This is a genomic window from Bradyrhizobium nivariense (assembly GCF_029846695.2).
Lineage (GTDB): Bacteria > Pseudomonadota > Alphaproteobacteria > Rhizobiales > Xanthobacteraceae > Bradyrhizobium.
This window is the reverse complement of sequence record NZ_JARWCR020000060.1, coordinates 22098-36150: the sequence shown is the minus strand read 5'-3', so window position 1 is coordinate 36150 and position 14053 is coordinate 22098. Positions and strand designations below refer to the sequence as shown.

Annotated in this window: 12 protein-coding genes; 1 reads left to right on the top strand and 11 read right to left on the bottom strand. The window is 65.6% G+C overall.

What is annotated here, in order from left to right:
* Positions 1-33 precede the first annotated feature (33 nt).
* The 7 genes from arfB to QCM77_RS34335 form a co-directional block, all read right to left on the bottom strand.
* Positions 34-450 carry an alternative ribosome rescue aminoacyl-tRNA hydrolase ArfB gene (gene arfB, locus QCM77_RS34365; RefSeq protein WP_279668581.1) on the bottom strand — a complete coding sequence of 139 codons (417 nt, stop codon included), beginning with the start codon at positions 448-450 and terminating at the stop codon, positions 34-36.
* A gap of 115 nt (positions 451-565) precedes the next feature.
* Complete coding sequence (locus QCM77_RS34360; RefSeq protein WP_280095924.1) at positions 566-1936, bottom strand: M16 family metallopeptidase; 1371 nt, start codon at positions 1934-1936, stop codon at positions 566-568.
* Positions 1933-3327, bottom strand: a complete 1395-nt coding sequence (locus QCM77_RS34355) for a M16 family metallopeptidase (RefSeq protein WP_462804368.1) — start codon at positions 3325-3327, stop codon at positions 1933-1935. Before QCM77_RS34355 ends, QCM77_RS34360 begins: the two co-directional genes overlap by 4 nt.
* Positions 3328-3528: 201 nt before the next feature.
* Positions 3529-4257, bottom strand: coding sequence for a hypothetical protein (locus tag QCM77_RS34350; protein WP_279668587.1), 729 nt, complete (start codon positions 4255-4257; stop codon positions 3529-3531).
* 95 nt (positions 4258-4352) lie between these two features.
* Entirely contained in the window at positions 4353-4847 is a 495-nt protein-coding gene (lspA, locus tag QCM77_RS34345) for a signal peptidase II (protein WP_279668579.1), read from the bottom strand.
* A gap of 11 nt (positions 4848-4858) precedes the next feature.
* Entirely contained in the window at positions 4859-7867 is a 3009-nt protein-coding gene (gene ileS, locus QCM77_RS34340; RefSeq protein WP_280095922.1) for an isoleucine--tRNA ligase, read from the bottom strand.
* 203 nt (positions 7868-8070) lie between these two features.
* Positions 8071-9042, bottom strand: a complete 972-nt coding sequence (locus QCM77_RS34335) for a bifunctional riboflavin kinase/FAD synthetase (RefSeq protein WP_279668577.1) — start codon at positions 9040-9042, stop codon at positions 8071-8073.
* A gap of 229 nt (positions 9043-9271) precedes the next feature.
* On the opposite strand from QCM77_RS34335, the gene QCM77_RS34330 reads away from it, so the two are divergent.
* Positions 9272-9667 carry a response regulator gene (locus tag QCM77_RS34330; protein ID WP_007596883.1) on the top strand — a complete coding sequence of 132 codons (396 nt, stop codon included), beginning with the start codon at positions 9272-9274 and terminating at the stop codon, positions 9665-9667.
* A 119-nt stretch (positions 9668-9786) separates the two neighbouring features.
* Here QCM77_RS34330 and QCM77_RS34325 read toward each other — a convergent pair whose 3' ends face one another.
* The 4 genes from QCM77_RS34325 to QCM77_RS34310 form a co-directional block, all read right to left on the bottom strand.
* Complete coding sequence (locus QCM77_RS34325; protein WP_280095921.1) at positions 9787-10641, bottom strand: TIGR01459 family HAD-type hydrolase; 855 nt, start codon at positions 10639-10641, stop codon at positions 9787-9789.
* A 15-nt stretch (positions 10642-10656) separates the two neighbouring features.
* The gene (locus QCM77_RS34320) at positions 10657-12138 is read right to left on the bottom strand and encodes an EAL domain-containing protein (protein WP_280095920.1); all 1482 of its coding nucleotides are present in this window, start codon (positions 12136-12138) and stop codon (positions 10657-10659) included.
* Between the two features lie 142 nt (positions 12139-12280).
* On the bottom strand, positions 12281-13411 hold the full coding sequence (locus QCM77_RS34315) for a YihY/virulence factor BrkB family protein (protein ID WP_280095919.1): 1131 nt from the start codon (positions 13409-13411) through the stop codon (positions 12281-12283).
* Positions 13412-13999, bottom strand: coding sequence for a phage holin family protein (locus QCM77_RS34310; RefSeq protein ID WP_280095918.1), 588 nt, complete (start codon positions 13997-13999; stop codon positions 13412-13414).
* Positions 14000-14053 lie beyond the last annotated feature (54 nt).

The following is a 14053-nucleotide window of genomic DNA, read 5'->3' as shown; positions in this document are numbered from 1 at the left end:
TCGCCCCGCGGCCGGAGGTTTTTCGTTAATCAGTCAATCGTCGAAATGTCCGCCGCGTTTCGACTTGATGTCGCTGCGGTGTTTCTTGCCCTCGAGCCGGCGCTGCTTGGAGCCAAAGGTCGGCTTTGTCGCGCGCCGCGGCTTCGGCCGGACCATGGCTTCGCCGAGCATCTCCGTAAGGCGGTCGATGGCGTCCTGGCGGTTGCGTTCCTGGGTGCGGAAGCGCTGGGCCTGGATCACGATCACGCCGTCCTTGGTCATGCGCTGCCCTGCGAGCCGGGCAAGGCGCAACGCGGCATCCTCCGGCAGCGTCAGCTTACGGGTGTCGAAGCGCAATTGCGCCGAGGTCGCGACCTTGTTGACGTTCTGCCCGCCCGGGCCGGAGGCGCGGACAAAGCCGATCTCGATGTCGTCCTCGTCGATGACGAGATCGCGGGATATCCGCAGCATGGTCGCACCATTCGTGATGTCCGGACATATCGCGGACGTCTACGTTCGGCAATGGCGCTCATGCGAAACGCAAATGGCCGGGCGAACCCGGCCATTTCTAGAGCCGTAGCGGAAGTCAGTTCGACTTCGGGGCCGCTGCGGTCGGTTGCGCCGCGGCCTGCGGGGCGCGGCCGACGACGACGGTCAGGAGGCCCTGGCCCCAGAGGCGTTTTGCGGCCGCCTTGGCGTCGTCCATGGTGACCGCATCGACCACGCCGTTGCGCTTCTCGATATAGTCGATCGGCAGCTTGTCCTGTTGATATTGCAGCAGCGCCTGCGCGAGCTTCGAGGAGGTGTCGAGCGCCAGCATCTGCGAGCCCTTGAGGTAGGACTTGGCCTCGTCGAGCTCCTTCTGCGTCGGGCCTTCCTCGGCGATCCGGCGCACTTCCTTGTCGATGGCGTCCATGGTGTCGCCGGCGCGGTCCGCGCGGGTGCCGGTATTGCCGATGAAGACCGCCGAATGCTCCATCCAGAGCAGCGATTCGAACACCGAATAGGCCAGCCCGCGCTTCTCGCGCACCTCGCGATAGAGCCGCGAGGACAACCCGCCGCCGCCGAGGATGTGGTTGACGACATAGGCCGCCATGAAGTTCGGATCGCTGCGCTTCACCCCGGGGCCGCCGAAGGAGATCACGGTCTGGGGCACGTCGAGCGTCACGAAGGCGCGTTGCGGCGGCTTGGCGGTCTCGACGTCGGGGACCGGCACGAGGTTGGCCTTGGCGGGCAGGCTACCAAACGTGTGGTCGAGCAGCTTGCCGAGCGTAGCCGGATCGACGTCGCCGACCACCGCGATCTTCAACGTGTCCTTGGCGAGCACGCGGCCGACATAATCCTTCATGTCGGCGACCGTGATGTTCGGCACGCTGTCGAGGTTGCCGTTGCTCTGCCGGCCGTACGGATGATCGCCGAAGGCGACCTCCAGGAATTTGCGACTCGCCAGCGAGGTCGGGTTGGTGGTCTCGCGGCGCAGGCCCGAGATCACCTGCGAGCGGATGCGCTCGACATCGGCAGTTTCGAAATGCGGCGAGGTCAGCGCGCTCCGCAACAGGTCGAAGGCCTCGTCCTTGTTGTCGCGCAGCATGCGCAGGCTGCCGCGGAACGTGTCGCGGCTGGCGCTGAAGGAGAGCTCGATGGCGCGGCGATCGAGCCGCTCATGGAAGGTCTTGGAATCGAGATCGCCGGAGCCTTCGTCGAGGAGATCGCCGACCAGATTGGCGACGCCCGACTTGTCCTTGGGCTCCTGGGACGAGCCGCCGGCGAAGGAATATTCCATGGCGATCAGCGGCACGGTCGCGTCCTGCACGAACCAGGCCTCGATGCCGCCCGGCGAGGTCAGGTGCTGGATCTTTGCAGCCGCCTGTGACGGCGAGAGGGTAGCGAGCGCGAGTGCTGCGCCGGTGACGACGGACAGCGCGAAGCGTCTTGTGCGAAGGAAGGGATAGGTCACGAACGCTTCTCCTCGCGCTTGGTGGTCGCGGTGTCCTTGATCAGATAGCCCGTCACCGAGCGCTTCTTCTCGAGCCATTTCTGCGCGACGGTGCGGACCTGCTCGGCGGTGACGGCGCGGATGCGGTCGGGCCAGCTCCGGATGTCCTCGATCGACAGACCCGTGGTCAGCGCGCCGCCATACCAGCGCGCCAGAACCGCCTGGTTGTCCTGGGCGTAGATCGCCTCGGCGATGAGCTGGGTCTTGACCCGCTCGAGATCCTCGGCGCGGATCGGATTCTGCGCGATGTCGGCAATGACGCCGTCGACCACCTGCTCGACCTCGGCGAAGCTGACGCCGGATTTGGGCGAAGCCGAGATCGCGAACTGGGTCGGGTCGAGCGAGATGCTCGAATAGCTGGCGCTGGCGGAGACCGCGAGCGGCTTGTCGACCACGAGCGCGCGGTAGAGATAGGAGTTGCTGCCGCTGCCCATCAGCTGCGCCAGCACGTCGAGGGCCGCACTTTCGCCGGCCGCAGCCGTGGTCGCCGAGGGCACCAGGTAATAGCGCCGCAAGCCGGGTTGCTCGACGCGCGGATCGGCCAGCGTCACGGTGCGCGGCGCCGCGGGCTCCGGCTCCTGCGGGCGGACGCGGCGCGCCGGGATCGCGGGCTGCGCCGGGATGGAGCCGAAATTGCGCTCGACCAGCGGACGGATGTCGGCGGCGTCGACGTCGCCGGCGATCACCAGGATCGCGTTGTTCGGCGCGTAGAAGCGGCGGTAGAAGGCGAGCGCATCCTCGCGATCGAGCTTCTCGATCTCCTGGTGCCAGCCGATCACCGGCCGGCCGTAGGGATGATTGAGATAGAGCGCGGCCATGATCTGCTCGTTCAGCCGCGCGTCCGGATTGTTGGCGACGCGCATGTTGTATTCTTCGAGCACGACGTCGCGCTCGGGCAGCACGTTCTCGTCCTTGAGGATCAGGCCGGTCATGCGGTCGGCCTCGAACTCCATCATGGTCGGCAACTGCTCGCGCGGCACGCGCTGGTAGTAGTTGGTGTAGTCGACCGAGGTCGAGGCGTTCTCGTTGCCGCCGACGCGGAGCACGGTCTGGGAGAATTCGCCGACCGGGTGCTTTTCCGTTCCCTTGAACATCAGGTGCTCGAGGAAGTGCGCGAGCCCGGACTTGCCCGGCGTCTCGTCGGCCGAGCCGACCTTGTACCAGATCATTTCCGTGACGACCGGCGTGCGGTGGTCCGGAATCACCACGACCTGCAGGCCGTTACCGAGCGTGAAGCTGGCAGGCGGAGCCGATGTCACCGTGGTCTGGGCAAGGGATGCGCCGGCCGTCAGGACACTCGTCGAAAGCAGCGCGGCAAGGAGGCAGGCAGCCGATCGGTGAGAGGACATCATGATCCTTATGAAGGGCCGAGCCCGGATGTCCGGCTCGGAGGCACGGCATGGTACACCGTGCGGCAAACGCTTCGCGTCACGAAGCAGAGAACTCAATTCGGGGGCAAGTTACTGATTAGCAATCTATAGACCGCGTCCGGCGCGCACGAGCCGCCGGCGTCGGGTCCGCGCCTGTCAGGATATCGCAATGGGACAGGAGCGCTATTGTTCCTTGTCCTTGCCGGACATGATGTCGAAATAGGTCCGCCGCGTCTTGTCCTCTCCGGCGCCATAGGCGTAGCTCGGCGACGGGGTCTGGTAGCCCGGCGGCGGCTCGACAAGTGACTGGCGCGGCGGCTCGGTCGTGAATTGCTTGTTTTCAGAGCTGCCGCTGCCCTTCATCATGCCCCACAGACCGCCGGTGAAACCGAGCTGGGCGGGGCTGAGCGACGGATTGCCGTTGGTGCCCGGCTGAATAGGATCGTTGCTCGTGCGCTCGGGTGCGGCCGTCCTGCCGACCTCCATCTCGGCGGGCGACAACGCCCGGCCCGCCTGCCAGCTTTCCTGAGCCTTGTTGGCCTTCTTGCGCTGAGCAATGGCCTCCTTGCGACGCCTCTCGTCAGGGTCCTTCGGCCAGTTCGGCGCGTTCTTGGCTTCAGTGCCGGCCGGAGGCGGCAGGTCGAGCTTGGGCGGCACCACCAGCGGCGACCGCTCGCGGTACTCGATACCCTTCTTCTCCATGCTCTTGGCGCCGATGCCGGACATCAGATTGTCGATGAGCTTCTCTTCGAAGGTCATGTCGTCGTCGTCCTCGCCGTCGTCACCGGCGCGGGCGGCGCCAGCCGACATGACGAGACCGATGCCGAGCGCGACAGCGGACAATTTCAACGCCCGCCAGAACCCCTGCCGGGGGTCTCCAACCATCGAACCGCTGGTCTTCGAGCTGCGCATCACTGTACCTGTTCCAAATTGTGGCAGTTTGCCGCTCTCGCGCGGCCGATCCTCGCAAACGCAAGGTTCCACCTGCCGGTCCGTATCGGCCGGGATCAGGGCGCTTTTGCGGCGGGTACCCCCAGGAAGGAATCATACAACAGCGCCGCCACCCCAGCAACGATGGCCACGTCCGCGAGGTTGAACACGTACCAATTATAGGTATTTCCGCCGATCTCGATATGGAACAGGGCGAAATCGACCACCGCGCCATAGGCCAGACGGTCAATGCCATTGCCGATGGCGCCGCCGATGATCAGACCGAGCGCGATGGTTGCGAGCAGGGTGTGCGAGCGGGCCATCCAGATCGCCAGCGCAACCACCGCAATGACTTTCACCGCCATCAGCGCGAGCTGCGCCGCCTGACCGTCGTTCTGGAGCCAGCCGAAGCTGATGCCGATGTTCCAGGCCAGCACCAGGTCGAAGAACGGCGTCACGCTTACCGCGCCGCGACGGGCGAGGTCGAACACGTTCAGCAGCCAGAGCTTTGAGGCCTGGTCGGCCACGAGCGTGACCAAGGCCGCGAGGATGCCGGCGCGGAGCGGGGTCATGGCCGCGGGGATCAGACCCCCACCCCCAGCGCCTTCCATTCGCGCAGCGCCTTGGCGTCGCGCGGGGTGACGTCGGGGTATTCGGGGTCTTCACCCACCGTCGGCGAGATCTTCCAGGAACGGGCGCATTTGGTGCCGACCGCCTTCTCCACCACGACTGCAACACCTGGAACGGCATCGAGACGGAATGCGGAAGCCGGCGCCTCGCCCTCGCGCACCTCGTAGTTCGAGGTGATGCAGATCTCGGCGAGGTCGGTGTCGAACAGCGTCGCAAGCATGTCGCGGTCGGCGACATAGATGACCGGTGAGGCCTCCAGCGACGAGCCGATATTCTTGGCGGCGCGTTCGAGCTCCAGCGCACCGGTGACGACGCGGCGGACGTTGCGGATCGCTTCCCACTTCGCGGCGAGCTTGTCGTCGCGCAAGCTTTCGAGGTCGTGGGGGAACTGCGTCAGGTGCACCGAGGGCTCGGCGTCGGGCCTGTACATGCGCCAGGCTTCCTCGGCGGTGAAGCTGAGGATCGGCGCCAGCCATTTCAGGATCGCGTGACACAGCAGATCGATCGTGGTCAGCGCCGCCTTGCGCGTGAGCGAGGACGGCGGATCGCAATAGAGCGTGTCCTTGCGGATGTCGAAATAGAACGCCGAGAGCTCGCTGTTCAGGAAGGCGGACAGGGTCGCGACCACGGTCTTGTAGTCGAACTCCTGATAGGCCTTGCTGACGACGGCAGCACGGACCGCGAGCTCGTGCAGCATCAGCCGCTCGAGCTCCGGCATCTCGGCGGCTGCGACCGCGTCGGCCGGCTTGTAATGATGCAGCGTGCCGAGCATCCAGCGCACGGTGTTGCGCAGCTTGCGGTAGGTCTCGACCGTGTTCTTCAGGATCTCGGGGCCGATGCGCTGGTCGTCGGTGTAGTCGCAGGCGGCGACCCAGAGCCGCAAAATGTCGGCGCCGGATTCCTTGATGACGGTCTGCGGCGCGATGGTGTTGCCGAGCGACTTCGCCATCTTGCGGCCGTGCTCGTCCTGGGTAAAGCCGTGGGTCAGCACGATATCGTAAGGCGCGCGACCGCGCGTGCCACAGCTCTCCAGCAGCGAGGAATGGAACCAGCCGCGATGCTGGTCCGAGCCCTCAAGGTACATCACGGTGTCCTTGCCGCCGTCGACCTTGCGCTTGATGTCGGCGAGGCCGGGGAAGTGCACGGGGTCTTCGAGCACGAAGGCGTGGGTCGAGCCGGAATCGAACCAGACGTCGAGAATGTCGTCGACCTTCTGCCAGTCCTCGTTCGCGTGCGGCCCAAGGAAGCGCTCGCGCGCGCCTTTCGCGTACCAGGCGTCCGCGCCTTCCTTCTCGAAGGCTTCGCCGATGCGCGTATTGACGGCCTCGTCCTGAAGGATCTCGGCCGAACCGTCGCCCTTCTCGCGCACGAACACGGCGATCGGCACGCCCCAGGCGCGCTGGCGCGAGATCACCCAGTCGGGCCGAGCCTCGATCATGCCGTTGATGCGGTTCTCGCCGGATGGCGGCACCCATTGCGTCACCGAGATCGCGTGCAGCGCGCGGGCGCGCAGCGTGTCGCCGGACTTGGTCTTGCCGCCTGCGGCAATGTCCTTGTCCATCGCGATGAACCATTGCGGCGTGTTGCGAAAGATCACCGGCTTCTTAGAGCGCCAGGAATGCGGATATTGGTGCTTGAGCCGGCCGCGTGCCAGCAGCATGCGTCTTTCGACCAGCGCCTTGATGACGGCCTCGTTGGCCTCGCCCTTCTCGCCCTTGTCGTTGATGACGCGCTTGCCGGCAAAGCCCGGGGCATGATCGGTGTAGGCGCCGTTCTCGTCGACGGTGTAGGGGATTGCGGTGTTGATGCCGCGCGCATCGAGATCGCGCGCCTGCGCCATCCAGGCATCGAAGTCCTCGCGACCATGGCCGGGCGCCGTGTGCACGAAACCGGTGCCGGTGTCGTCGGTGACATGATCGCCGGACAAAAGCGGCACGATGAATTCGTAGCTGCCGGCAAGACCCTTCAGCGGGTGGGCGCATTCGATCGCGTCCATGGTATCGCCGGGGATGTCGCGGACCTTCTTGTAGGCGGTCACGCGCGCCTGCTTGAACACTTCTTCGGCGAGCGCGTCCGCGAGGATCAGGAGATCGCCGGTCTTGGCCCAGTTGTCGCCAGGGGCGTCCGTGACCTCAAAGAGGCCATAGGCGATCTTCGGCGAGAACGAGATGGCGCGGTTGCCCGGCAGCGTCCACGGCGTCGTGGTCCAGATCACGACGGACGCATTTGCCAATGCGCCGTGCGCGGGCGAGGTAACCGGGAATTTCACCCACACCGTATCGGACGTGTAGTCCTCGTACTCGACCTCGGCTTCGGCGAGTGCGGTCTTCTCGACCACGCTCCACATCACCGGCTTGGAGCCGCGATAGAGCGTGCCGTTGGCGGCAAACTTCATCAGCTCGCGCGCGATCTGGGCCTCGGCCGGATAGCTCATGGTGGCGTAGGGATGATCCCAGTCGCCGATCACGCCGAGGCGCTTGAACTCCTCGCGCTGAACGCCGAGCCAGTGCGTCGCGTAGGCGCGGCACTCTTTGCGGAAATCGATCATCGCGGCACTGTCGCGGAAATCGGGCTTCTGCTTGCCCTTCTTGCGATAATGCTCCTCCTCGACCTTCCACTCGATCGGCAGGCCGTGGCAGTCCCAGCCCGGAACGTAGTTGGAATCGAAGCCGAGCATCTGCTGGCTCTTGGTGACGAGATCCTTCAGGATCTTGTTCAGCGACGTGCCGATATGGATGTTGCCGTTGGCATAGGGCGGGCCGTCATGCAGCACGAACTTGTCGCGGCCCCTGGCGCTCTCGCGCAGCTTCTCGTAGAGGCCCATCTCGTACCAGCGCTTGAGGATCTCCGGCTCGCGCTGCGGCAGGCCGGCGCGCATCGGGAATTCGGTCTGCGGCAGGAACAGGGTTTTGGAATAGTCTTTGACTTCAGACTTTTGGGACTTTTGCGGCTTTTCGGACATGAGGCTGACTGGCTCGGAAGGGCGCGGGAACGGATGGCGATGCGGAATCGCGGGGTGAAACGACAACATCCCGGTCTTGCGCCGAGCCGAAGGCTCAGGCGGAAGCCGGGCCGCTAATCCCTATGATGCGCCGCGCAAACATGGGCTCTCCATAGCAGGGGGGCGGGGGAAGCGCAAAAGGTTCGGCGGGCCGGTTTTCGGCCTCAATCGATGACGCCAAGCCTCGGAAACGCGTCCGGGGCGGCAGCGAGGATGGCGCGGGCGCGGGCGGAATCGTCGTCCATCTGCCGGATCAGGGCATCCAGGCCGTCGAATTTCAGCTCCTCGCGGATGAAGCCGACGAAGGCGCAGTCGAGCGTCTGTCCGTAAAGGTCGCCCTTGAAGTCGAACAGGAAGATTTCCAGCAGCGGCGCGCCATTATCAAACGTCGGGCGGCGGCCGAAGCTTGCCACCCCGTCCAGCCGCTCGGCGCCGCGGCCGACCCGCACCGCATAGATACCGTGCTTGAGGCCGCAATTGGCGTCGAGGCGGATGTTGGCGGTGGGATAACCGAGGTCGCGGCCTCGCTTCTCGCCGTGGACGACCTCGCCGGTGATGAACCAGGGGCCGCCCAGCATGGTGGTGGCCTCGTCGAGCTGGCCTTCCGCGAGCGCGATCCGGATCGCGCTGGAGGAGACCGGCCGCTCGTCGAAGTCGATATGCGGCTGCACGTCGACCTCGATGCCAAGCCGGGGCGCCTCGTTGACCAGGAGGCTCGGCGAGCCGACGCGACCCTTGCCGAAGTGGAAGTCGTAGCCGACGGCGATTCCGCCGATGCCCAGGCGCCCGATCAGGTCATGGTGAATGAAGTCTTGCGCGCTGGTCCCGGCGCGGGACTTGTCGAAGGTCATGACCACGGCGCCGGCAAGTCCGGCGCCGGCCAGAAGCCGCAGCTTGGCACGCTCGTCCGTCAGGCGGAATTGCGGGGTGTTGGGGCTGAAAAACCGGCGCGGATGCGGCTCGAAGGTCAATGCCAGCGCAGGGCGGCCATGCGTCCGGCCCATTTCCAGGGCTGCAGCGATCACGGCGCGATGGCCGAGATGAACGCCGTCGAAATTGCCCATGGCGACCACGGCACCCCTTGCAATGGCGGAGTCCGGCGTGGTGTCACGGATAACGGTAAAATGCGGGGCCATCAGGGGAATTCTCGAGCCGGCGGGACCGGCCGGGACCGTGGCTCGACCGGCCGGATGAAGTCAAGCGGGAGGGGGCGGCCGCATCGAATGCGATTTCAGTCCACCGGGGGCGTCCTCAGTTAACGCGCTGTTTAACGCCTTGGTGTTAGTCCTTGAGCGTGGAACCGCCGAGCTCCGGCCTGGCAGGTCCGATCGTAATATTTCCTGGGTTTGCGTTGGGGGAGTCGAGATGGCGGTTGATTTGTCGATGTCGGTTCTGGTGGTTGATGACTACAGCACCATGATCCGTATCATCAGGAACCTCCTGAAGCAGCTTGGCTTCGAGAATATCGATGATGCCAGCGACGGTTCGGCAGCGCTGAACAAGATGCGCGGCAAGAAGTACGGGCTCGTGATTTCCGACTGGAACATGGAGCCGATGACGGGTTACGACCTGCTGCGCGAAGTGCGCGCGGATCCGAACCTCGCCACCACGCCCTTCATCATGATCACGGCCGAATCGAAGACCGAGAACGTGATCGCGGCCAAGAAGGCCGGCGTGAACAACTACATCGTCAAGCCGTTCAACGCGGCGACGCTGAAGACCAAGATCGAGGCGGTCTTCCCGGACATGGCGAGCGCGTAAGGCGCGATCGAAGCGATCAGTGAATTCGGAAGGCCCGGGCGGTTGTCCCGGGTTTTCTGCGTTGGGTTTGTCATTCCGGATTCGATGCTCCACATCAGCCCGGAATGACGATCAGCTCGCTACCACTTCAGTTCGCGCATCAGCGCCTTCGGCGGGTGGCCGAACAATTCCAGCACGGAAGCCGGGTCGAGCTGGTCGAGACCCTCGAATTCCTCGGCATGGATGCCGCGGGTCACGAACAGGCAATCGATGCCGAATTCGCGTGCGCCGGTGAGGTCGGTACGGACGGAATCGCCGATCGCGAGCACCTTTTTGCGGTCGATCTGTTGGCCCCGGCGTTCGCCGGCGAGCGCCATCGCGCGCTCGTAGATCGGCCGGTGCGGCTTGCCGTAGAAGATCACCTCGCCGCCGAGCTCGCGATAGAGCTCCGCGATCGCGCCGGCGCAATAGATCAGCCGGTCGCCGCGTTCCACCACGATGTCGGGGTTGGCGCAGACCAGCGTCAGCTTGCGCTCGCGCGCCTTCAGCATCATGCCGCGATAGTCTTCCGCCGTCTCGGTTTCGTCGTCATAGAGGCCGGTGCAGACGATGTAATCCGCCTCCTCCAGCGGCGCGGTCACCGCATCGAGGCCGCGGTAGATCGAGTTGTCGCGCTCGGGGCCTAGCCAGAACATCTTGCGGCCGGGATGCTCGGCGACATAGAGCCGCGTCAGGTCGCCTGAGGACACGATCGCGTCATAGGTCTCATCTGCGACGCCGAGCTTGCGCAATTGCCGCTGCACGGAGTCGGCCGGGCGCGGCGCGTTGGTGATCAGGATCACCGTTCCGCCGCGACTGCGATAGGTGTGCAGCGCCTCGCAGGCTTCGGGGAAGGATTCGAGGCCGTTATGGACCACGCCCCAGATGTCGCTGAGCACGACGTCCACGCCATCCACGAGCTCGCGCAGGCTTTCGGCGAAATGCAGCGTGGTCATGATGCGCTCGGCCGATCAGATGCGGCGCGCGAGCGCGGCGTTGCCGGTGATGCGTTGGGCCGGAGGCGCTGAAGACGTCGCGCCTGGGCTGGGGGGAGCGGAGCCATTGGATCCCTGAATATCCTGCGCCTGGTTCGGCGAGGCCCCGCCGGTAGCAGATGCCCCTTCAGGCCGCAATGGCCGGGGCGGCGCGAACAAAAACCCCTGGCCAAACCGCACGTCATAGTCGAGCAGGTCGATCACGGCGCGCTCGCCCTCGATCCGCTCGGCGATCAGGTCGATGCCGAAGCGGCCGAGCAGGTCGGAGAGGTCGGAGGGGTGGATGTCCGACGCCGAAGCCTGCCTGGGGTCGAGCAGGAGCGAGGCCGGCACCTTGATGAAGCGCACGCCGCGGTCGGCGAGCTCGCGCGGCTCGATGCGCAAATCCGTGACATGGTCGATCGAGAAGCGGAAACCGCGCTGGGCGAGCGCTGCGAGGTTCTCGGTCTCGGCCGGGCCGAGATTGCGGAAGGTCGATTGCTTGAATTCCAGCACCAGGGAGGGCGCCAGCGCCCGATTGGCCTCGAGGAAGTCGAGGTATTGCGCGAAGGTCGTGGAATTGCCGAGCGTGGAAGCCGCGACGTTGCAGAACACGCCGACCTCCTTGTTGCGCACCATCAGGCGTCGCAGCACCTGCACACAGCGCAGCATCACCATGTTGTCGATGCGCCCGATCAGGCCGGAAACCTCCGCGATGCTGATGAACTCCTCGGCCGCGACCAGCTGGTCTCGCTCGTCGCGCAGGCGCGTCACGGCCTCGTAGAAGCGGACCTTGCGCTGCGGCAGCGTCACCATCGGCTGGAGGAAGATGTCGATGCGGTTCTCGTCGATCGCGTTGCGCAGCGTCGCCAGCAGTTGGGTCTGGTTGCGGCCGTTGGCCATCTGAACCGGATTGGCGGCCTGGATCCGGATCGCCGGTGGTGCCGGCCGCGGCGGCGGCGCGGGAGCTGGGGGAGGGGCAGCCGGCCGCTCCTCCTCGAACGGGGCCATCAAGTCGAGCGGTGCCTCAGGCTCCAGCCTCGCGGCCGGAGCGGGGGCCGGCACCGGCGCGTTGCCGGCCAACAAATCCTCATGGGTCGACACGGTGGTGGCGAGCTGCCTGACCAATCCGCCGAGCTCGTTGATCTCTCCGACCACCGACTGGATACGGTCGGAGTTGGTCGAATTGGAGGAGGCGATGCGTCCTTCGACCGCGGCAAGCCGGCGGCCGAACTCGGCCACCTGGCGGGCGAGGTCGGCGGTGCCGCGCGAAAGGTCGGCGATCTGGCCGCCGACGTCGCTGCGGTCGCGCAGCCGCATCGACACTGCATTGTAGAGGATCAGGAAGGTCAGCGCCGTCAGCGCCACGATCGCGGATTCGGTTCCGCTGATGCCGGCGACCGCGTAGAGCACGAGCCCGAGCGAGGCCGCGACCAGAACCATGCAAATGGCGATGAAGATCGTCGAAATACGAATCATGCCGCGCGTTACGCCTCAAGAGCTGACTGCCTGACCGGGAAAACACGGGTGGCGTTTCGAACCCGTCACGCCCCATGCTCCCCCAAGCGGCATGACCTTAACATCATTGTTGATTCGAGGGGATAGCGGCCGGCGCGCGGAGTCAGGATGGCGCGGCGGCGCCGACCGTGTCGGCCGCGACGGCCTCGCGGGTGCCGAGCGGCTTGGGCGGCCCGGTGGTCGTGTCGCGCAGGGTCTGCCGTTCGATCTCCGAATTCAACTCGGCCCCGAACATGATGACGATCGCCGACATCCACATCCACGTCATCAAGCCGATCGCCGCGCCGAGCGAGCCGTAGGTCGCGTTGTAATTGGCGAATTCGGACAGATACCACGACAGCAGGGCCGAGCCGGCGATCCAGAGGATCCCGGCCGTCACCGCGCCGATGCTCAGCCATTGCCAGCGCGGCGCGTCGCGACTGGGCGCGAAGCGGTAGAGGATGGCGAGTGCGGCGAGCAGGATGACGAGCAGCAGCGGCCATCGCGCCAGCGCGACGATCAGCTTGCTTTCGGGTGCGATGCCGAGATGATCAAGCGCGAGCGGAAAGGCGACCACGGTGCCGACCATCACCAGGACGGCCACGATGCCGCCGATTGTGAAGGCCAGCGACATCAGGTTCAGCTTGATGAAACTGCGCTTCTCGCGTTCCTCATAGGCGACGTTGAGAGCATCGAAAATCGATTTGACGCCGGCATTGGCGCTCCAGATCGCAAGCACGAGGCCGAACAGGAAGGTGGCGCCGAGGGCCGTATTGCCATTCGACACCACCCGCCCGACCTGGTCCTCGACGATCTGGAACGAGCCCTCGGGCAGCATCGTCGCCAACGTCTGGAGGTTGGAGCTGATGGTGGAGGGATCGGCGAACAGTCCATAGGACGAGACGAGCGCGGTCACGGCCGGAAAGATCGCCAGCAGCCCGAAGAAAACGACGCCGCCAGCGGTCGCGAGCAGGCGATCGTCGTCGATGCGCTGATAGGTGCGCCAGAAGATGTCCTTCCAGCCTGCCCAGGGGATCGCGAACGGGTTTTTCGAGCGGCGGCCACGGCCGGGCTGCATGGCTGCGCCCGCCGGGCTCGTTTCAGGGGAATTCGCCTCACTGTTGCGATGGTCTTGCGGAGGCCCGGAGCGGCCAAAGCCGGACTCCTCGAGGTAGCGTTCCGCGGTCAGCACGAAAACGGCCGTGGCGGCGATCAACAGCCAACTGTCGAACTGCTCGGAGTGCCGCGCCGGCATTTAAGCGCCCAATCTTCGACCGTGACGTCTTCGGCGCGCCGCCGTGAACCCCATCAATCCGACGGCTGCGAGCATCAGTCCAAGCTGCACGGGCCGGGTGGTCCGAGCCGACGAAGCGTTGCCGCCATGGCCGCGTTCACCCGGCGCGAGCGGTGCCAGGGGGATCGTCGTCGCGACCTCCTTCACCGCCTGCTTGACCGTTCCGCGCGGGATCCGCGGCGTGGCGATCGCAACGCGCATCCGGCTGGCAAGCGGCACGACCGGCCTGTCACGACGTTTCATCTGAGCCAGAGCGACCCCGGCACAGGCCGCGGCCAGCACCAGCAGCACGGCCGCGACGGCACCAAAACCCCAGAATTGACCGTGGGTGATTGCAATCCAACGATACAGAGCGATCAGGCCAACGAAGAAGGTTGCGACCAGGAACAGCCCAGCCGCCACGAACAGGCCCGCCGCGACTGCGTAGGACCTCGCGCGTCCTGTGGCCTGGCTGGTGCGGTCACGCAGATAGGACTCGGCGGCGCGCTTGAGATGGTTGAGCTTGAGCGCGACGCCGGCGCGCAGCAATTCGCCCGATGGCGCGAGCATGCGGATATCCTCCGACAGCGAGACCTTCGTCGGGGATGAACGTGGCGGTATTTG